This window comes from Salmonella sp. SAL00672 (genome assembly GCF_046552175.1).
GTDB classification, from domain to species: Bacteria; Pseudomonadota; Gammaproteobacteria; order Enterobacterales; family Enterobacteriaceae; genus Salmonella; species Salmonella enterica.
Map to the genome: position 1 here is coordinate 297,049 of NZ_JBGDUQ010000004.1, position 19,885 is coordinate 316,933.

Genomic DNA, 19,885 nt, shown 5'->3' on the forward strand with positions numbered 1-19,885 from the left:
GCCATCCGGCGGGGAAATTTGTGTTAAACCAGGGGTGCATCGTCACCCTTTTTTTTGCGTAATACAGGAGTAAACGCAGATGTTTCATTTTTATCAGGAGTTAAGCAGAGCATTGGCTATTCTTTAAGGGTAGCTTAATCCCACGGGTATTAAGCCTAACCTGAAGGTAGGACGACGCAGATAGGATGCACAGTGTGCTGCGCCGTTCAGGTCAAAGAAGTGTCACTACCTGATGTTGAATTCAGTGAGATGGAGTGACGCCACAAAACAGGATGACAAACCATGTCCAGTCGTATCGATAGAGACGTGATTAATGCGCTAATTGCAGGACATTTTGCGGACCCTTTTTCCGTACTCGGAATGCACCAGACCCAAGCCGGACTAGAAGTCCGCGCCCTATTACCTGACGCCACCGACGTATGGGTGATTGAACCCAAAACCGGACGTAAAGTCGGCAAACTGGAATGTCTCGACGCTCGCGGTTTTTTCTGCGGCGTTTTACCCCGACGTAAAAATTTCTTTCGCTATCAGCTCGCCGTGACCTGGCACGGACAGCAGAACCTCATCGACGATCCTTACCGTTTTGGTCCATTAATACAGGAAATGGATGCCTGGCTATTGTCGGAAGGCACCCACCTGCGTCCTTATGAAACGCTGGGCGCGCACGCCGATACGATGGATGGCGTCACCGGCACCCGTTTCTCCGTCTGGGCGCCTAATGCTCGTCGCGTTTCGGTTGTCGGGCAATTCAACTATTGGGATGGGCGTCGCCACCCGATGCGTCTGCGCAAAGAGAGCGGTATTTGGGAGCTGTTTATCCCCGGCGCGCATAATGGACAACTGTATAAATTCGAGCTGCTTGATGCGAACGGTAATCTGCGCATTAAAGCCGATCCCTATGCTTTTGAGGCGCAGATGCGTCCGGAAACGGCGTCGATGATTTGCGGACTGCCGGAGAAAGTGACGCCAAGCGAAGAACGACAAAAAGCCAATCAGTTTGATGCGCCGATCTCGATTTATGAGGTGCATTTAGGTTCATGGCGCCGCCATACGGATAACAATTTCTGGCTGAGCTATCGTGAGCTGGCGGATCAGCTTGTGCCTTACGCCAAATGGATGGGCTTTACGCACCTTGAACTCTTGCCAGTCAACGAACATCCGTTTGACGGCAGTTGGGGCTACCAGCCGACCGGCCTCTACGCGCCGACCCGCCGCTTTGGTACGCGGGACGACTTCCGCTATTTCATCAATGCGGCCCACGCGGCGGGCCTTAACGTCATTCTCGACTGGGTGCCGGGCCATTTCCCGTCCGATGAATTTAGCCTCGCGGAGTTTGACGGCACCCACCTCTATGAGCACAGCGACCCGCGCGAGGGCTATCACCAGGACTGGAATACGCTGATCTACAACTATGGTCGTCGTGAAGTCAGTAATTATCTGGTGGGTAACGCCCTGTACTGGATGGAGCGTTTTGGGATTGATGCGCTGCGTGTCGATGCGGTGGCCTCTATGATCTACCGCGACTACAGCCGCAAAGAGGGCGAGTGGATACCGAACGAGTTCGGCGGTCGTGAAAACCTGGAAGCCATTGAGTTTCTGCGTAATACCAACCGCATTATTGGCGAGCAGGTGCCCGGCGCGGTCAGCATGGCGGAAGAATCGACAGACTTCTCTGGCGTGACGCGTCCACCGGAAACGGGCGGCCTGGGGTTCTGGTACAAGTGGAATCTGGGCTGGATGCACGACACGCTGGACTACATGAAGCTGGACCCGGTGTACCGCCAGTATCATCACGACAAGCTGACCTTTGGTATGTTGTACAACCATACCGAAAACTTTGTTCTGCCGCTGTCGCACGATGAGGTGGTTCACGGCAAGAAATCCATTCTCGATCGTATGCCGGGCGATGCGTGGCAAAAATTCGCCAACCTGCGCGCCTATTATGGCTGGATGTGGGCCTTCCCCGGCAAGAAACTGCTGTTTATGGGGAATGAGTTTGCCCAGGGACGCGAGTGGAACCATGACGCCAGCCTCGACTGGCACCTGCTGGAGGGGAGCGATAACTGGCACCACGGAGTTCAGCGTCTGGTACGCGATCTCAACCACACCTATCGCCACCATAAAGCGTTGCATGAGCTGGATTTCGATGCTTACGGCTTTGAGTGGCTGGTGGTCGATGACAATGAACGCTCGGTACTGATTTTTGTACGCCGTGATAAAGCCGGTAACGAGATCATCGTCGCCAGCAACTTTACGCCCGTTCCTCGCCACGACTACCGTTTTGGCATCAATCAGCCGGGACGCTGGCGTGAAATTCTCAATACTGATTCGATGCATTATCACGGTAGCAACACCGGCAATGGCGGCGTGGTGCACAGCGATGAGATCGAAAGCCATGGCCGTCAGCACTCTCTTAACCTGACGTTACCGCCGTTGGCGACGATCTGGCTGATGCGGGAGGGGGAATGACGCAGCTTGCGATCGGCGAAGCAACGCCGCATGGCGCAACGTATGACGGTCATGGCGTGAATTTCACGCTCTTTTCCGCCCATGCGGAGCGCGTAGAGCTGTGCGTTTTTGATTCCCGAGGGAATGAGCGTCGCTATGACCTGCCAGGACGTCGCGGCGATGTCTGGCATGGTTATCTGGCAGGCGCCAGGCCAGGTTTGCGCTATGGCTATCGCGTACATGGCCCGTGGCAGCCAGCGCAGGGGCATCGGTTTAATCCGGCGAAGTTACTGCTTGATCCTTATGCGCGCCGGGTCGAGGGCGAACTAAAAGATCATCCGCTGTTGCACGGCGGACACGATGAACCGGACTACCGCGATAACGCGGCGGTGGCGCCGAAAAGCGTGGTAATCAGCGACCATTATGACTGGGAAGATGACGCCGCGCCGCGCACGCCGTGGGGAAAAACGGTCATCTATGAAGCGCATGTCAAAGGGCTTACCTACCTGCATCCGGAACTCCCCCAGGAGATACGCGGTACCTATAAAGCGCTCGGTCATCCGGTCATGGTGGCGTACTTCAAACAGCTTGGCATTACGGCGCTGGAACTGTTGCCGGTGGCGCAGTTTGCCAGCGAGCCGCGCCTGCAACGTATGGGGCTGACCAATTATTGGGGTTATAACCCGATGGCGATGTTCGCGCTGCATCCCGCCTGGGCCAGTTCGCCCGAGACGGCGCTGGACGAGTTTCGCGATGCGGTGAAAGCGCTGCATCGCGCGGGGATTGAGGTCATTCTGGACATCGTATTAAACCATAGCGCCGAGCTGGATCTGGACGGTCCAACCTTCTCCCTGCGCGGAATTGATAACCGTAGCTATTATTGGATAAGGGACGATGGCGATTATCACAACTGGACGGGGTGCGGCAACACGCTCAATTTAAGCCATCCTGGCGTGGTGGAGTACGCGTGCGAGTGTTTGCGCTATTGGGTGGAAACCTGTCATGTCGATGGTTTTCGTTTTGATTTGGCGTCCGTCATGGGGCGCACGCCGACGTTTCGCCAGGATGCGCCGCTGTTCGCCGCGATTAAAGCGTGTCCTGTGTTATCAACGGTCAAGCTGATTGCTGAACCGTGGGATATTGGCGAGGGCGGCTATCAGGTCGGGAATTTTCCGCCACCGTTTGCCGAGTGGAACGATCATTTTCGCGATGCGGCCCGCCGATTCTGGTTGCCGCGTAACCTGACGACCGGGGAGTTTGCCTGTCGTTTCGCCGCTTCCAGCGATGTGTTTAAACGCAATGGCCGCGCGCCCGGCGCCTCTGTCAATCTGCTCACGGCGCATGACGGTTTTACGCTCCGGGACTGCGTCTGTTTCAATCAGAAACACAATGAGGCGAACGGTGAGGAAAATCGCGACGGCACCAACAGCAATTACAGCGACAATCATGGTAAAGAAGGATTAGGCGGTCCGCTTGATTTAATGGAGCGGCGGCGCGACAGCATTCATGCCCTGCTGGCGACGCTACTGCTCTCTCAGGGAACGCCGATGCTGCTGGCAGGCGATGAACACGGCCATAGCCAGCATGGCAACAATAACGCCTACTGTCAGGATAATGCCTTAACCTGGCTGGACTGGCAGCAGGCAAACCGTGGGTTAACCACGTTTACCGCCGCGCTGATTCGTTTGCGTCAGCAGATACCGGCTTTAACCGGCAATAGCTGGTGGGAAGAGGGCGATGGCAACGTGCGTTGGCTGAATAAAAACGCGCAACCCTTGAGTGCGGATGAGTGGCAAAACGGGCCTAAGCTGATGCAAATTCTGTTGTCGGACCGTTTTCTGATTGCGATAAATGCCACGCTTGAGGTGACAGATATAGTTTTACCCGAAGGGGAATGGCGCGCCGTTCCCCCATTCGCTGGAGAGGATAATCCGGTGATAACGGCGGTCTGGCAGGGACCTGCGCATGGACTGTGTGTGTTCCAGAGAGGATAAAAAAGGAGTTAATCATGGTGAGTTTAGAGAAGAACGATCGTGTAATGTTGGCGCGCCAGCTGCCATTGAAATCTGTTGCCCTAATCCTGGCCGGCGGCCGTGGCACGCGTCTAAAAGATTTAACGAACAAACGCGCCAAACCAGCCGTCCACTTTGGTGGGAAGTTCCGCATCATCGATTTCGCCTTATCTAATTGTCTGAACTCCGGGATTCGCCGTATCGGCGTGATCACTCAGTATCAGTCCCACACGCTGGTGCAGCATATTCAGCGCGGCTGGTCACTGTTTAGCGAAGAGATGAACGAATTTGTCGATCTGCTGCCAGCTCAACAGCGTATGAAGGGCGAAAACTGGTATCGCGGCACGGCAGACGCGGTGACCCAGAACCTGGATATTATTCGTCGCTATAAAGCGGAATATGTCGTCATCCTGGCAGGCGATCATATCTATAAGCAGGACTACTCGCGTATGTTGATCGATCACGTTGAAAAGGGCGCGCGTTGCACGGTGGCCTGTATGCCGGTGCCGATCAAAGAGGCGACGGCGTTCGGCGTGATGGCGGTCGATGAAAGCGACAAGATTATTGATTTTGTCGAAAAACCGGCGAATCCCCCCGCAATGCCTGGTGACGCCAGCAAAGCGCTGGCCAGTATGGGCATTTACGTTTTTGACGCCGATTACCTGTATGAATTGCTGGCGGCAGACGATAAAGATGACGCTTCCAGCCACGATTTCGGTAAAGACATTATCCCCAAAATCACCCGCGAAGGTATGGCTTACGCGCATCCTTTCCCGCTCTCCTGCGTGCAGTCCGATCCGCAAGCCGAACCGTACTGGCGCGATGTAGGTACGCTGGAAGCTTACTGGAAGGCGAACCTGGATTTAGCCTCGGTGACGCCGGAGCTGGATATGTATGACCAGAACTGGCCTATCCGTACGCATATGGAATCGCTACCGCCTGCGAAATTCGTGCAGGACCGCTCCGGTAGCCACGGTATGACGCTGAACTCGCTGGTCTCCGGCGGCTGCATTATCTCCGGTTCGGTGGTGGTGCAATCTGTGCTCTTCCCACGGGTGAGAATAAATTCTTTTTGTAATATTGATTCGGCAGTGTTGTTACCTGAGGTTTGGGTAGGGCGCTCCTGCCGTTTACGTCGCTGTGTTATTGACCGTGCCTGTATTATCCCGGAAGGCATGGTGATTGGTGAAAATGCGGAAGAGGACGCTCGTCGTTTCTACCGTTCAGAAGAAGGTATTGTACTGGTCACGCGTGAAATGCTGCGCAAACTGCAGGTCAAACAGGAGCGATAATGCAGGTTTTACATGTATGTTCAGAGATGTTCCCCCTGCTGAAGACTGGGGGGCTGGCGGATGTGATAGGCGCGTTGCCTGCGGCACAAATTGCGGATGGTGTTGATGTTCGCGTTCTGCTTCCTGGGTTTCCCGATATCCGTCGGGGGATACCCGATGCGCATGTGGTGAGCCGCCGCGATACTTTCGCAGGTAAGATATCGCTGCTGTTCGGGCATTATAACGGCGTGGGCATTTATCTGATCGACGCGCCGCATCTGTACGAGCGTCCAGGCAGTCCCTATCACGATACGAATTTATATGCCTATACCGATAACGTGCTGCGCTTTGCCCTGTTAGGGTGGGTCGGCTGTGAAATGGCCTGCGGACTTGATCCATTCTGGCGCCCCGACGTGGTGCACGCCCATGACTGGCACGCCGGGCTGGCGCCCGCCTATCTGGCGGCGCGCGGGCGGCCGGCGAAATCGGTCTTTACCGTACACAACCTGGCCTATCAAGGCATGTTTTATGCAAAGCATATGGATGACATCGAACTGCCGTGGTCATTCTTTAATATGCATGGGCTGGAGTTCAACGGACAACTCTCCTTTTTGAAGGCCGGTTTGTACTATGCCGACCATATTACGGCGGTGAGCCCGACCTATGCGCGTGAAATTACCGAACCGCAGTTTGCTTATGGTATGGAAGGCCTGCTGCGTCAGCGTCATCTGGAAGGGCGCTTGTCCGGCATACTGAACGGCGTGGATGAGAAGATCTGGAATCCGGAATCCGATCTGCTGCTGGCGTCGCGCTACACGCGCGATACCCTGGAAGAGAAGGCGGAAAACAAACGTCAGCTACAAATTGCGATGGGGTTGAAGGTTAACGACAAAGTGCCGCTGTTTGCCGTGGTAAGCCGTCTGACCAACCAGAAAGGTCTGGATCTGGTGCTGGAGGCGTTACCGGGGCTGCTGGAGCAGGGCGGGCAGTTGGCGCTACTCGGCGCGGGCGATCCGGTGCTTCAGGAAGGGTTCCTCGCGGCGGCGGCGGAACACCCAGGGCAGGTTGGCGTACAGATCGGCTATCACGAAGCTTTCTCGCATCGCATTATGGGCGGCGCGGACGTTATTCTGGTGCCCAGTCGTTTCGAACCGTGCGGCTTAACGCAGTTATATGGCTTAAAGTATGGCACGCTGCCTCTGGTGCGGCGTACCGGGGGATTGGCCGATACGGTCTCCGACAGTTCGCTGGAAAATCTGGCGGACGGTATCGCCAGCGGTTTTGTCTTCGAAGACAGTAACGCCTGGTCGTTGCTACGCGCGATTCGGCGTGCTTTTGTGTTGTGGTCACGGCCTTCGCTTTGGCGGTTTGTACAACGGCAGGCGATGGCGATGGATTTTAGCTGGCAAGTTGCCGCGAAATCATACCGCGAGCTGTACTATCGCTTGAAATAGTCATCCAGGAATCATTTATATGAATGCTCCGTTTACTTATGCATCGCCCACTCTCAGCGTTGAGGCGCTTAAGCATTCTATTGCCTATAAGCTGATGTTTACGATTGGTAAAGACCCGGTCATTGCCAATAAACACGAATGGCTGAACGCCACGTTGTTCGCGGTGCGCGATCGTCTGGTGGAGCGCTGGCTGCGTTCTAATCGAGCCCAATTATCGCAGGAAACCCGGCAGGTTTATTACCTGTCGATGGAGTTTTTGATTGGTCGTACTCTCTCTAACGCGCTGCTCTCGTTGGGCATTTATGACGACGTTAAAGGCGCGCTGGAGGCCATGGGCTTAGATCTCGAAGAGCTGATCGATGAAGAGAATGATCCAGGGCTTGGCAACGGCGGCTTAGGACGGCTGGCGGCTTGCTTCCTGGACTCGCTGGCGACGCTAGGATTACCGGGTCGCGGGTATGGCATTCGCTACGACTACGGCATGTTTAAGCAGAATATTGTCGACGGGCGGCAAAAAGAGTCTCCGGATTACTGGCTGGAATATGGCAACCCGTGGGAGTTCAAGCGCCACAATACGCGCTATAAGGTGCTTTTTGGCGGTCGCATTCAGCAGGAAGGTAAAAAAGCGCGCTGGATTGAGACGGAAGAGATTCTGGCCGTCGCGTATGATCAGATCATCCCCGGTTACGACACCGACGCCACTAACACACTGCGGCTGTGGAATGCGCAGGCCAGTAGTGAAATCAACCTCGGTAAATTCAACCAGGGCGACTACTTTGCGGCGGTGGAAGATAAAAACCACTCTGAGAACGTTTCACGGGTGCTCTACCCGGACGATTCCACCTATTCCGGACGCGAGCTACGCCTGCGCCAGGAGTATTTTCTGGTCTCGGCGACGGTACAGGATATCCTGCACCGTCATTATCAACTGCATAAAACCTATGAGAATCTGGCGGATAAAATCGCCATTCACCTCAATGATACGCATCCGGTGCTGTCAATTCCGGAGCTGATGCGCCTGCTGATTGATGAACATAAATTTAGCTGGGACGACGCGTTTGAGGTGTGCTGTCAGGTCTTCTCTTATACCAACCATACGTTGATGAGCGAGGCGCTGGAAACCTGGCCCGTCGATATGCTGGGGAAAATTCTGCCCCGTCACCTGCAGATTATCTTCGAGATTAACGACTATTTCCTGAAAACGTTGCAGGAGCAATATCCCAACGATACCAGCCTGCTTGGACGCGCGTCGATTATTGATGAGTCGAACGGTCGCCGGGTACGGATGGCCTGGCTGGCGGTGGTGGTCAGCCATAAAGTCAACGGCGTTTCTGAACTCCATTCCAACCTGATGGTGCAGTCGCTGTTCGCGGATTTTGCGAAGATTTTTCCGACCCGTTTTTGTAACGTCACGAACGGCGTTACGCCGCGCCGCTGGCTGGCGCTGGCAAACCCGCCGCTTTCTGACGTGCTGGATGAGAATATTGGTCGTACCTGGCGTACCGATCTTAGTCAGCTCAGCGAGCTAAAGCAGCATTGTGATTATCCGCTGGTCAATCATGCGGTGCGTCAGGCGAAGCTGGAAAATAAAAAACGGCTGGCGGTAGTGATAGCGCAGCAGCTTAATGTGGTGGTTAACCCGAAGGCGCTGTTTGACGTGCAGATCAAGCGTATTCACGAGTACAAACGTCAGCTGATGAACGTGCTGCATGTCATTACCCGCTATAACCGCATTAAAGAAAATCCGGAGGCCGACTGGGTGCCGCGGGTGAATATTTTTGCCGGTAAGGCGGCTTCCGCCTATTACATGGCAAAACACATTATTCATCTGATCAACGACGTGGCGAAAGTGATTAACAACGATCCGCAGATTGGCGACAAGCTGAAAGTGGTGTTTATCCCGAACTACAGCGTCAGCCTGGCGCAGGTGATCATTCCCGCTGCCGACCTGTCTGAGCAGATTTCGCTGGCAGGGACAGAAGCTTCCGGCACCAGTAATATGAAATTTGCCCTGAACGGCGCGCTCACCATTGGTACGCTGGATGGCGCGAACGTAGAGATGCAGGAGCATGTCGGCGAGGAGAATATCTTTATCTTCGGTAATACTGCCGAAGAGGTGGAAGCGTTGCGCAGGCAGGGTTATAAGCCTCGCGACTATTATGAAAAAGATGAAGAGCTACATCAGGTACTGACGCAGATTGGTAGCGGCGTCTTTAATCCGGAAGAGCCAGGCCGTTACCGCGATCTGGTAGATTCGCTGATTAACTTTGGCGATCACTATCAGGTGCTGGCGGACTACCGCAGCTACGTGGACTGCCAGGATAAGGTGGATGAGTTGTATCGTCGCCCGGAAGAGTGGACGACGAAAGCGATGCTCAACATTGCCAATATGGGCTACTTCTCATCGGACAGAACCATCAAAGAGTATGCCGAAAATATCTGGCATATTGATCCGGTGCGGTTGTAGCGGTTTAACGCTTGAGAACGGGGCCAAACGGCCCCGTTTTTTATCGTGGTATATTCGGGGGGTATGCCGATATTCGTCTGCTGAATCTGTTAGCGGCACTTGGTCTCTGTCATGGAAAAAGGGTTGAGTACTGGTGTATAGTATTAGCAGAAAAATCCATAATTAATTGATAATAATATGAAAAAGATTACGACATCTATTCCGGCTCTCGATAAAATTATGCGCGTATTTGCTTACCTTCTGGAGTGCGATGGCGCAACGTTTACCCAGATCCATCAAAATTCAGGGATTGCGAAAAGCAGTACCTCATCTTTGCTCAACGGCATGGTGGAGCATGGGTTATTACGCCAGGAAAAAGACAAGTATTATCTGGGGCTACGCCTGTATGAATTAGGTAATAAAGCGGCGGAACAGTACGACATTAAAAAAATCGCGTTACCGATTCTTGAAGAGATTCGCGATAACACCGGCCTGACCTGCCATCTTGGCGTTCTGGAAGGCGATGCCCCTATTTATCTTCTGAAAGTCGAAAGCCCACAGGCTATTGTGATTCGAAGCTGGGAGGGCAAGCGCCTCTCATTACATAGCTCAGGGCTGGGAAAGGTGCTGATTGCATGGCTTAGCGGGGAAGAGCTGGAGGAGTTGCTGCCTCCAGATCAGATATTAACGCGTTTTACGGATACGACGATCACGGATGTGAATATCCTTAAGCAGGAGTTAGCAGGAATTCGCCGTCGCGGCTGGGGTTATGATAACGAAGAAGACTCCCTTGGCGTGCGCTGCATTGCGGTGCCGGTATTCAATACGCAGGGGAAAGTGATCGCCGCCCTGAGCGTATCCGGCGTTACGTTCCAGATCCCCGATGATAAACGCGAGTCGCTTGCTACGCTGATGATGGATGCCAGCCGTAGCCTGACGCGTCTGATGTGCTGAAATAAAAAGACACAGCGGGCAAGAAGCCCGCTTTCGTCATCGCTTAAAGTCCCGCACGCTGTAAGATCTGCTTCAAATTCGAAATATGTTCTTCATTTGCCGGCAAAACGGGGGGCATTACATGAGTTGAAATATCGACTCCGCTAAGCTGAATTGCCTTTTTGATTATCCCGAAGAAAGGTGAATCCAGGCTGTAAATAGTGGAAAGTGCGGACAGCCTGCGCTGTAATCCGAACATTGTCTCATACTCTTTTTCACACCACGCGCGGTAGATCCCGCAGGTTAGCTGCGGCGCAAAGTTCGCTGTCGCTGGGATCCCGCCGTTGCCGCCTAAGATAAGCGTATCCATCATATATTCATCATAGCCGGAGAAAATAACGAAGTCCGGACGCACTGGCCTGACATTATTGATGATTTCACGAATATGGCTGATATTATCAACGGTATCCTTAATGCCGATAATATTGGGGTGATCCTGCGCCAGCCGGGTAATTAAATCAACGCTAAGGTCCTGTCCCGTCAATGCTGGAAAGTTGTAGAGAATGACCGGGCTTTTTATGTTATTAGCCACGGTTTTGAAATGATGATAAATATACTCATCGGTCAATCTGGCATAGTAGGGATTGAGTACCAGCACGGCATCGACTTCGAGTCGGTCGGCATGCTGACCATACTCAATCACTTCCTGCGTGCTGGTGCTGCTAATACCTAATAGTACTGGAATACGGCGGTTAATATGACGGACGCAAAACTCTGCGGTTTCCAGACGCAGCGCATTGGTCATATGGCAAAATTCCCCCCCGCTGCCCAGCAGTAATACGCCATTGACCTTGCTTGCAATAAGATGATCCAGCAAGGTTGCCATGCCGACTTTATCTAACTCTCCCTGCGCATTAACAATGGTCGGAACTGGCGGAAATACGCCGTGAAATTTCGTAATCTGAGTCATGTATTGATCCTTAAAACAGGCGAGCCGTAGCCCGCCAGGGATATTATTTAAGCCAGGCTCCGGCCATTAATGATGTTGCATTAGCGGTGAACTGTTTAAAGACGCCGCGACGGTTTGAATAATCAGGTTTCTTCCAGCTTGCTCGACGCTCTTCAAGACAGCGGCGTATTTCCTCTTCTGTTTTAGGCACCCCGTCGATCCCTACAATATTGAGCTTGCGGCCTTTCACATCCATTTCGATTAAATCACCATCTTCCACCAGGGCAATCGGCCCGCCATCAGCGGCTTCTGGCGAGACGTGTCCGACACATGGCCCGCTGGTCGCTCCAGAGAAACGACCGTCGGTAATCAATGCGACTTTTCCGTCGAGGCGTTTGTCATACACGATGGCATCGGTGGTCATCAGCATTTCCGGTGCGCCAGAGCCTTTTGCGCCTTCGTAGCGAATGAAAATGACGTCGCCGGGTTCGATATGGTTATGGATGATGGCCTGCTGAGCGTCTTCTTCGGAGTTAAAGACCCGAGCCGGACCGGTATGGTGGTGCATATCCGGCGCACAGGCCGCGTATTTAATGACCGCTCCTTCAGGCGCGATGTTGCCTTTCAGTACCGCAATCGACCCTTTTTTGGTGGCATTTTCTGGTTTACGGATCACCTCCTCCGGACTGACTTTGTAATTGTTGAGGTAACCGTGGTTGCGGGTAAAGAAGCCAGATTGATGGAGCATTTCCAGGTTGTCGCCGAGCGTACGGCCAGTCACGGTAAGAACATCAAGATCCAGATAATCGCGCAGATACCATTGCACCATTGGCACGCCGCCAGCGAACCACATCATTTCGGTAACGTATTCACCGCTGGGCTGAATATTGGTCAGATAAGGGATTTCGTTATTGATCCGATCAAACAGTTCGGGCTTCAGCTCCCATCCAAGTTCATGAGCGATGGCCGGAAGGTGGATCATCGCATTGGTGCTGCCACCAATAGCAGCATGGACTTTGATAGCATTTTCAAACGCCGCAGGAGTCAGGATCTTATGGGTGGTGATATTTTTCTCCGCCAGATACAGCGCCTGGTGGCCTGCGGTTCTGGCAACGCGGCGAATTTCCGCCAGGGTCGATGGCAGCAAAGCGCTGCCTGGCAGGGCCAGCCCCAAGGCCTCTGACATGCACTGCATGGTACTGGCCGTTCCCATAAACTGGCAGGCTCCGGCGGTGGGGCAACCGCATTGCTGCATGGCTTCTACTTGCTGAATGCCGATTTCGCCTTTCTTCAACTTAGCAGTGATCCCGCCGAGGTCAGAAGTACTCATATTCGGTGCCGGACGCATAGAACCGCCGGGAATATGCAGCAGCGGCAGGTTCAGGCGTGCGGCGGCAATCAGATGCGCCGGGATAGATTTATCGCAGCTTGAGATCAGAATACCGGCATCATAAGGCACCACTGAGGCATGAATTTCGACCATGTTGGCAATGGCTTCGCGAGATGCCAGGATGTAGTTCATCCCATCGTGGCCCTGACCCCAGCCGTCGCAGATATCCGTCACATGGTGACGGACCGCGCGCCCGCCGCTTTCATGAACACCCAGCACGGCTTCATCGCCCAGTTGGTTAAGATGGAAACTGCCCGGATGACTTTCGCCATAGCAATCATCCACCAGGACCTGCAGTTTATTGACATCTTCTTTGCTGTAATTCATTCCAAGACGCAGGGCGTCGAGCTGCGACCACAGGTCGCGAGCATGTTGACATTTTTGGCTCATTTGGCGATTCCTTCCTGTTTAAGTGACGCACCCGGCGTCGAGGTGTTAGGTGTGTTGCTGCTACCTGCAGGATGAGCGGTAACAGAAGGTAAGCTGAAAAGCAGTCCAACGGCGATAAGCAGGGCAGCAACCAGTACGGTCATTCCTGCTGTTTGCGAGAACGTCACCGTTAACAGCCCGACGAGGTACGGACCGATAAAGCCGCCGATGTTGCCCAGGGCGTTGATCGTGCCGCGCACGCCGCCCAGAACGTTGGGGGCGAAGAGTAATGGCGGCAGCGTCCAGAATGGACCGGCATAGGCTTGCAGGAAGAACCCGCAAATAACCATCATGCCGTAGGCGAGCCAGACGTTATCTTTCAGTAATAAGGAGAGGGCGAGACAGACCGCGAAACCCAGCAGAGGAATAGCCGTGTAAAGGCGGCGATTCATCGTCTTATCACACCATTTGGCGATGTAATACTGACCGATAATGCACAGAACGTAAGGCGCCGCAGTGAGTACCCCAACGATGGTCATGCCGCTGCCGGTCAGGTGTTTAATCAGATTTGGCATCCATAGCGCGAAGCCATAGAAGCCGACCTGTACGAAGAAATAGATACCGACAAGCTTCCACAGGTTGATGCTTTTTAATACGCTGCGAATGCTGCTTTGTTCTCCGCCAATACTCAACGCGCGATCGGCCAGCAATTTTTGTTCGATCCAGGCGCGCTCTTTCGGATCCAGCCACTTTGCCTGATGCGGGTGATCGGAAACCAAAGGTAGCCAGACAAAGAGCAGTCCCAGAGAGAGCAAGCCTTCGATGATAAACATCTCCCGCCAGCCGTAGGTTTCAATAAGCCAGCCGGAAAGCGGCCCGGTAATAATAGAAGCGACGGCCAGGTTCATCTGAAAATAGGCGATAGCCCTGGCGCGCTCCTCATTTGGGAACCAGTGGCCAATCAGCGCCAGAATGGCGGGATACACAGCACCTTCCGCCACGCCGAGCACAAAGCGGATAATCAACAACTGCGTCGGTGTCTGAACAAAACCGGTCAGCAGGGCAAAGCCCCCCCAGGCGACGATTGTCCAGGCAATTAACTTTTTGGCGCTTAGCCGCTCGGCTATCTGACCGCCGGGAATTTGCAGGAAGATATAACCAATAAAGAAGATCCCGGCGACCAGACCGGCAAAAGAAGCCGTCATGCCTAAATCTTCATCCATGCCGCCTGCGATCCCAATGGCGATATTAGTCCTGTCCATATAGGCCACGATATAAACGAGGATCGTGGCTGGAATAATATGCAGCCAGCGCCCTCGTGTGGTCGGTTTCTCTATTTCAATGCTCATCATTGCATCCCTTTAGTATCAAAAATGTGTTCTGTATATGGAACTACTGTTCTGTATATTGACACTATGCCGACGTATTCATACAGCGTCAATTCCATACTCTAAGGAAGGTTATATTTTGTGATTTGCTTCAAAAATGAACGGAGATAAGGTGAGAAAGAGCGGATAACCCAATGGAAACTGCTCATCGGTCTAATACATAGCCAAAATTGTGCGCTGCCTCACAGGATAAGATTATGCTCTCACCTGGTCATTGTGCGTTCAGAGTAAACAGCATTAAATTCTTTATGTGGAATTTGTGTTCTGTATATTGAACTTTAATGCTTTTTAAGGAGAAACAATGGTTACTACCGCGATCTTTCCGTCACGATATGTTCAGGGTAAAGGAGCGTTGACAACGCATCTCCCGCAGGAATTGGCCGCACTCGGTCATAAGGCGCTGATTTTGCAGGATCCTGTTGTTCACAACACCTACCGGGATACAGTTGCAACAGCACTGCACGGGGTGATTGAATTTGATATCGAAGTGTTCAGTAGCGAGTGCAGTGATGAGGAAATTGCTCGCATCTCCGCACGCGCGCAGGAAATTGGCGCCGATGTGATTGTTGGTATGGGGGGCGGGAAAACCCTGGATACGGCAAAAGCAACCGGCGCCAGCCTGCGGCTGCCTATTGCCGTGGTTCCTACTCTGGCCTCAACGGATGCGCCGTGCAGTTCACTGGTTGTTATCTATACGCCAGAAGGGAAATTCAAACGCTACCTGATGATTCCACGTAACCCGACGCTTGTGCTGGTGGACAGCAGTATTATTGCTGCTGCGCCGGTACGCTTTTTGGTTTCCGGGATAGGCGATGCGCTGGCAACCTGGTTTGAAGCGGAAGATTGCCGCATCAAAGGGGCAGGCAATATGACCACCAGGCCAGGACCGATGACCGCATTTGAGCTGGCGCGCTTTTGCTACACCACCTTAATGCGCTATGGGCGCCTGGCGAAGCTTGCCTGTGAACAACATCAGGTTACTCCGGCGCTCGAACATGTTATCGAAGCGAATACACTATTATCCGGGCTCGGTTTTGAAAGCGGTGGGCTGGCGGCGGCGCACGCCATTCATAACGGTCTGACGGTACTGCCCGCCACGCACAAATACTGGCATGGGGAAAAGGTTGCGTTTGGCACGCTGGCAATGCTTATGCTCACCGATAGAGCGCCTGAGCTTATCGAGGAGGTTTATCAATTTTGTGAAGATATAGGCTTGCCCACCACGCTGGCGGATATTGGTCTGGCTGGCGTTAGCGATGATGAACTGCTGGCCGTTGCCAGGGCGTCTTGTCAAACTGGGGAAACGATACACAACGAGCCGTTTACCATTACGCCGGAGGCCGTTCAGGCGGCATTGCGGGCCGCCGATGCTGTTGGGCAGGCGCGGAAAAAGATCGATCTTGCAGGTTAATGTGAGACTGTAAATAAAAAACGGCAGCCGGAACTTTCAACTTCTGTCTGCCGCTATCGTGAATGTTTTAACGTCGCGATTTCAGAAAAATGCATGGGGGGTGCTCAGGACTACCGGGTTTATACTTCCGCTATCGCAGGGATTAGCGGATAGAAAAATGAAAAATGCTAAGTGGCTTTTTTTGTCAATCATAATGGCGTTTATCGGCGTGCCGCTGCTGGTGAACATTATTACGATTATCGTGGGGGGAATGTGGGCGTGCATTAGCGTTCTTGAAAATAGTATCCCCGTCGCGCAATCTATTGAGAAGGCGACCATTATCCCGGTAGCGCTTCTGGGCGCAGGGTTAATTTTTCTTTGTGGCCGAATATGGGGAAAGGGAAATGCATCAGAGGTAAATCCAGAATGGCGTGATTGCTGCCTGCTTATGCCCGCTCTGGTGGTGCTGATGGGGTGGGTCATCCTGATGTTTCTCACCGATCTTAATATTCGCGCGATAGGGCGTAAACCCATCGCCCAGGTAGTGCAAACGCTTTGGTTAGTACCCAGCGTAATATCCTTTTTCAATGGCTGGGTATGGGCAGTGTTGCTCATCCCGGTTGGCTCGCAGCTCTGTTTTGCATTAGGGTATGGCGGTGCGCGTTGGGGAGTGCTACGCGGCGGTGCGGGCTACACTTGTCGTAACCTGCTGGTGATTTGCCTGCTGTTTTTCGGGAGCTGTGCCGTATACCAGTCACATCTTTATGCCGTGAAGTATCCCGCTCCCGAGAGCAGTGAATATCTTTATTTCCGCGATTATCAGGCGCACACATGGGGCAACAAGCTAACCGGGCTGCGCGATGAACCGACACTTTTGCTCACTCAAAATTGGCCGCGGCTTGATGGCGCAACGGCTGGCTTGCCGTTATACGCCTCGGCTTTTTATGCGCTTACGCGCTTTCCGGATGATATCTGCCCTGAAGACTACCTTGAAAACCAGGGAACCATTGAAGCCTATCAAAATATCCTTAACGGCAATGCCGATCTTATTTTTGTCGCCCAGCCTTCCACTGCTCAAAAGCAATTGGCCGAGGCCAGTGGCGTAAAACTGGTTTACACCCCCTTTGCACGTGAAGCGTTTGTGTTTATCGTCAACCAAAACAATCCCGTGTCATCGTTGAGTGATGTACAAATTCGCGGCATTTTTAGCGGAAGAATCACCCACTGGAATGAGGTAGGCGGAGAGGCAATCGACATTAAGCCCTGGCAGCGACCGGAAAACTCTGGCAGCCAAACGGCGATGCTGGCGAAGGTAATGAAAGAAACAAAGCTGATGCCAGCGCAAACAACATCAGTGGCAACCGCGATGGGGGAAATGGTGGATATCGTGGCTGAGTATCGCAATACGCACAACGCCATTGGCTATACCTTTCGTTATTACGCTACGCAGATGCACAGCAATAAAGAGATTAAATTACTGGCGATAAACGATGTTGCGCCGACGGTTGAAAATATTCGTAACGGCAGTTACCCGTACACGGTTGATGTTTATATGGTCACCCGTGAACACCCCACAGCGGAAACACAAAAGCTGGTGGACTGGTTTCTAAGCCCGCAGGGACAACAGTTGGTGCAGGATGTGGGATATGTGCCGCTGTATCCGGCCGCGAAATAAAGGGACTAAATGGAAGATGTTAAATTATATGTGGAACGGGTAGGCGTAGACCCGGCCAGCGGCGCTGATATTCGTATTGCACGGCGTGAATCCACTTCGTGGCATAAAGATATTGTTGCTGAGCTGATTAATCAGGTCCTCCGGTGTGGCGCAGCATTAATCATCATCGCTGTGCTGACCGCCTGCGATGATCGCCAGGTAAGCTATTTTCCTGATTATGCCGCCATACCCGAGCAGTCCGGTATCTGGACCTGGCTACCTGTGTTCTTTCCATCGTCCGCCAGTGAAATAGAAATGACGTTTAACCTGGACAGCAATCTTTTTTATGCTGACTTTAGCGTGGCCGACGGTGATAAACGCGCGCATTTTGAAAGCGTGCTGGGGGAGGAGAGCGTGGTTCATTATGCCAACTTTACTCATAAAAGCTGGTGTAAAACGGGGAAAACTCTCTGGAATAGCGAAGCGCGGGCAAAACCCTTCTTTATTACCCAAATAAGTGTCGATCGCTACCGTATCACTAATCATATGCCCAACTGTACAAAACCCGGCGAGTGAATGCGGTATGTGGCGAAAAGGGCGGTATAAACCGCCCCGGATTTTATTACGACGCCAGTGAAAGTTGGTGTTTCTCAACATACGCCGCCAGCCACTGGGTGATGCGGGACTGCTGTTCGGCGGTCAGCCACATGCCTTCTTTGGTGCGACGCCAGATAGCGTCTTCAGTACGGCGCACCCATTCGTGATCCACCAGGTACTTGAGTTCTGCTTCGTAAAACTCATGACCGAAATCTTCGCCTAAATCAAGCAGTGACGTGGCTTCGCCGAGAATCCACTCCGTGTTGCTGCCGTAAGTGCGCGAATAGTGGCGCGCCAGCGATTCCGTCAGGAATGGGTAACGACGACGCAGCTTCGCCGCGTAATCTTCGCGGCTGCCGTCGATGTCGCCGCCGGGCAGTACGCACGTTTTGGTCCATGCCGGGCCGATGCCTGGATAATAAGACGCCAGTTTTTCCATCGCATGTTCGGCCAGCTTACGGTAGGTCGTGAGCTTACCGCCAAACACGGAAAGCAGCGGCGCTTTGCCGTTTTCATCATGAATATCAAGGGTATAATCGCGAGTGATCGCCTGCGGTGAGTCGGACTCATCATCGCACAGCGGACGGACGCCGGAGTACGTCCAGACGATGTCATCGCGCCCCAGTTGTTTCTGGAAGTGCGCGTTATAAACCTTCAACAGGTAATTAATTTCGCTCTCTTCAATTTTTACCGCTTTCGGATCGCCTTTATATTCGACATCGGTCGTGCCAATGATCGAAAACTCTTCCATCCACGGAATGACAAAGACGATACGCTTATCTTCGTTTTGCAGAATATACGCCTGCTTCTGATTATGGACGCGTGGCACGACGATATGGCTGCCTTTGATCAGGCGGATGCCATACGGCGACGGCAGGTGCATCCCTTCGTCGAAGAACTGTTTGACCCACGGTCCGGTGGCGTTAACCAGTCCGCGCGCCTGCCAGACATATTTTTTACCGGTGTCGATATCTTCCGCTTCGACAATCCACAGGCCATTTTCCCGACGAGCGGCGGTTGCGCGAGTACGGGTAAGGACTTCGCCGCCTTTACGCACCACCATCTGTGCGTTAGCCAGCACCAGACGCGCATCGTCTACCCAGCAGTCGGAATATTCGAATCCGCGCACGATTTCAGGTTTGAGCACCGAATCTGCGCCAAACCGCACACCGGTGGAACCGGGTAAGCTGGTACGTTTGCCGAGGTGATCGTACATAAACAGACCGATACGGATCATCCAGGCTGGACGTAAATGCGGGCGGTGCGGCAGACGAAAACGCATCGGGAAGGCGATGTGCGGCGCCATTTTCAACAGCACTTCACGTTCTGCCAGCGCTTCGCTGACCAGACGGAACTCGTAGTGTTCAAGGTAGCGTAAGCCGCCGTGGATAAGTTTCGAACTGGCGGAAGAGGTCGCGCAGGCCAAATCCTGCGCTTCCAGCATGAGTACGGACAAACCGCGTCCGGCGGCATCAGCCGCGATGCCTGCACCGTTAATGCCCCCGCCTATCACGATCAGATCTTTGGTTTCCATGCTGCCCTCTTGCACTTTCGTTAAAGTTCAAAAATGTTCGTTATCGAACA

General features: G+C 53.2%; 13 protein-coding genes. 9 read left to right on the forward strand and 4 right to left on the reverse strand.

Annotated elements, in window-relative coordinates; all coding sequences use genetic code 11:
• Positions 1-282 precede the first annotated feature (282 nt).
• The 6 genes from glgB to ACLJTG_RS13975 all read left to right on the forward strand — a co-directional run bounded on the left by glgB (position 283) and on the right by ACLJTG_RS13975 (position 10,585).
• Entirely contained in the window at positions 283-2,469 is a 2,187-nt protein-coding gene (glgB, locus tag ACLJTG_RS13950; protein WP_023233969.1) for a 1,4-alpha-glucan branching enzyme, read from the forward strand.
• The gene (gene glgX, locus ACLJTG_RS13955; protein WP_000192491.1) at positions 2,466-4,442 is read left to right on the forward strand and encodes a glycogen debranching protein GlgX; all 1,977 of its coding nucleotides are present in this window, start codon (positions 2,466-2,468) and stop codon (positions 4,440-4,442) included. The genes glgB and glgX overlap by 4 nt, the downstream gene beginning before the upstream one ends.
• A 14-nt stretch (positions 4,443-4,456) precedes the next feature.
• Positions 4,457-5,752, forward strand: coding sequence for a glucose-1-phosphate adenylyltransferase (glgC, locus tag ACLJTG_RS13960; RefSeq protein ID WP_000253994.1), 1,296 nt, complete (start codon positions 4,457-4,459; stop codon positions 5,750-5,752).
• Positions 5,752-7,185 (forward strand): glycogen synthase GlgA, encoded by a 1,434-nt coding sequence (glgA, locus tag ACLJTG_RS13965; protein WP_001197669.1) that lies wholly within the window; start codon positions 5,752-5,754, stop codon positions 7,183-7,185. Before glgC ends, glgA begins: the two co-directional genes overlap by 1 nt.
• 19 nt (positions 7,186-7,204) lie before the next feature.
• Positions 7,205-9,652, forward strand: a complete 2,448-nt coding sequence (glgP, locus tag ACLJTG_RS13970; RefSeq protein WP_000993424.1) for a glycogen phosphorylase — start codon at positions 7,205-7,207, stop codon at positions 9,650-9,652.
• A gap of 177 nt (positions 9,653-9,829) precedes the next feature.
• The gene (locus tag ACLJTG_RS13975; RefSeq protein WP_000724553.1) at positions 9,830-10,585 is read left to right on the forward strand and encodes an IclR family transcriptional regulator; all 756 of its coding nucleotides are present in this window, start codon (positions 9,830-9,832) and stop codon (positions 10,583-10,585) included.
• Between the two features lie 43 nt (positions 10,586-10,628).
• On the opposite strand, the gene ACLJTG_RS13980 is transcribed toward ACLJTG_RS13975, so the two are convergent.
• The 3 genes from ACLJTG_RS13980 to ACLJTG_RS13990 are packed head-to-tail and all read right to left on the reverse strand — an operon-like array spanning position 10,629 to position 14,624.
• Complete coding sequence (locus ACLJTG_RS13980; protein ID WP_000192193.1) at positions 10,629-11,534, reverse strand: dihydrodipicolinate synthase family protein; 906 nt, start codon at positions 11,532-11,534, stop codon at positions 10,629-10,631.
• A 43-nt stretch (positions 11,535-11,577) separates the two neighbouring features.
• The gene (gene ilvD, locus ACLJTG_RS13985) at positions 11,578-13,293 is read right to left on the reverse strand and encodes a dihydroxy-acid dehydratase (protein ID WP_000078497.1); all 1,716 of its coding nucleotides are present in this window, start codon (positions 13,291-13,293) and stop codon (positions 11,578-11,580) included.
• Positions 13,290-14,624, reverse strand: a complete 1,335-nt coding sequence (locus ACLJTG_RS13990) for an MFS transporter (RefSeq protein WP_079951240.1) — start codon at positions 14,622-14,624, stop codon at positions 13,290-13,292. Before ACLJTG_RS13990 ends, ilvD begins: the two co-directional genes overlap by 4 nt.
• Before the next feature lie 337 nt (positions 14,625-14,961).
• Here ACLJTG_RS13990 and ACLJTG_RS13995 point away from each other — a divergent pair, with 337 nt between their 5' ends.
• The 3 genes from ACLJTG_RS13995 to ACLJTG_RS14005 all read left to right on the forward strand — a co-directional run bounded on the left by ACLJTG_RS13995 (position 14,962) and on the right by ACLJTG_RS14005 (position 18,280).
• A complete protein-coding gene (locus ACLJTG_RS13995) occupies positions 14,962-16,071 on the forward strand; it encodes a glycerol dehydrogenase (protein ID WP_000258839.1) in 1,110 nt (369 codons plus the stop codon).
• Between the two features lie 157 nt (positions 16,072-16,228).
• Positions 16,229-17,725, forward strand: coding sequence for a PstS family phosphate ABC transporter substrate-binding protein (locus tag ACLJTG_RS14000; protein WP_017441605.1), 1,497 nt, complete (start codon positions 16,229-16,231; stop codon positions 17,723-17,725).
• Between the two features lie 9 nt (positions 17,726-17,734).
• A complete protein-coding gene (locus ACLJTG_RS14005) occupies positions 17,735-18,280 on the forward strand; it encodes a Putative inner membrane protein (protein ID WP_001620635.1) in 546 nt (181 codons plus the stop codon).
• 46 nt (positions 18,281-18,326) lie between these two features.
• Here the strand turns inward: ACLJTG_RS14005 and glpD are convergent, their stop codons facing one another.
• Complete coding sequence (gene glpD / locus ACLJTG_RS14010; protein ID WP_000448178.1) at positions 18,327-19,835, reverse strand: glycerol-3-phosphate dehydrogenase; 1,509 nt, start codon at positions 19,833-19,835, stop codon at positions 18,327-18,329.
• Positions 19,836-19,885 lie beyond the last annotated feature (50 nt).

Excerpts from the sequence above, each read along its gene's own strand:
- glgB (WP_023233969.1), top strand. The coding sequence starts at position 283 with ATGTCCAGTCGTATCGATAGAGACGTGATTAATGCGCTAATTGCAGGA.
- glgX (WP_000192491.1), top strand. The coding sequence starts at position 2,466 with ATGACGCAGCTTGCGATCGGCGAAGCAACGCCGCATGGCGCAACGTAT.
- glgC (WP_000253994.1), top strand. The coding sequence starts at position 4,457 with ATGGTGAGTTTAGAGAAGAACGATCGTGTAATGTTGGCGCGCCAGCTG.
- glgA (WP_001197669.1), top strand. The coding sequence starts at position 5,752 with ATGCAGGTTTTACATGTATGTTCAGAGATGTTCCCCCTGCTGAAGACT.
- glgP (WP_000993424.1), top strand. The coding sequence starts at position 7,205 with ATGAATGCTCCGTTTACTTATGCATCGCCCACTCTCAGCGTTGAGGCG.
- ACLJTG_RS13975 (WP_000724553.1), top strand. The coding sequence starts at position 9,830 with ATGAAAAAGATTACGACATCTATTCCGGCTCTCGATAAAATTATGCGC.
- ACLJTG_RS13980 (WP_000192193.1), bottom strand. The coding sequence starts at position 11,534 with ATGACTCAGATTACGAAATTTCACGGCGTATTTCCGCCAGTTCCGACC.
- ilvD (WP_000078497.1), bottom strand. The coding sequence starts at position 13,293 with ATGAGCCAAAAATGTCAACATGCTCGCGACCTGTGGTCGCAGCTCGAC.
- ACLJTG_RS13990 (WP_079951240.1), bottom strand. The coding sequence starts at position 14,624 with ATGATGAGCATTGAAATAGAGAAACCGACCACACGAGGGCGCTGGCTG.
- ACLJTG_RS13995 (WP_000258839.1), top strand. The coding sequence starts at position 14,962 with ATGGTTACTACCGCGATCTTTCCGTCACGATATGTTCAGGGTAAAGGA.
- ACLJTG_RS14000 (WP_017441605.1), top strand. The coding sequence starts at position 16,229 with ATGAAAAATGCTAAGTGGCTTTTTTTGTCAATCATAATGGCGTTTATC.
- ACLJTG_RS14005 (WP_001620635.1), top strand. The coding sequence starts at position 17,735 with ATGGAAGATGTTAAATTATATGTGGAACGGGTAGGCGTAGACCCGGCC.
- glpD (WP_000448178.1), bottom strand. The coding sequence starts at position 19,835 with ATGGAAACCAAAGATCTGATCGTGATAGGCGGGGGCATTAACGGTGCA.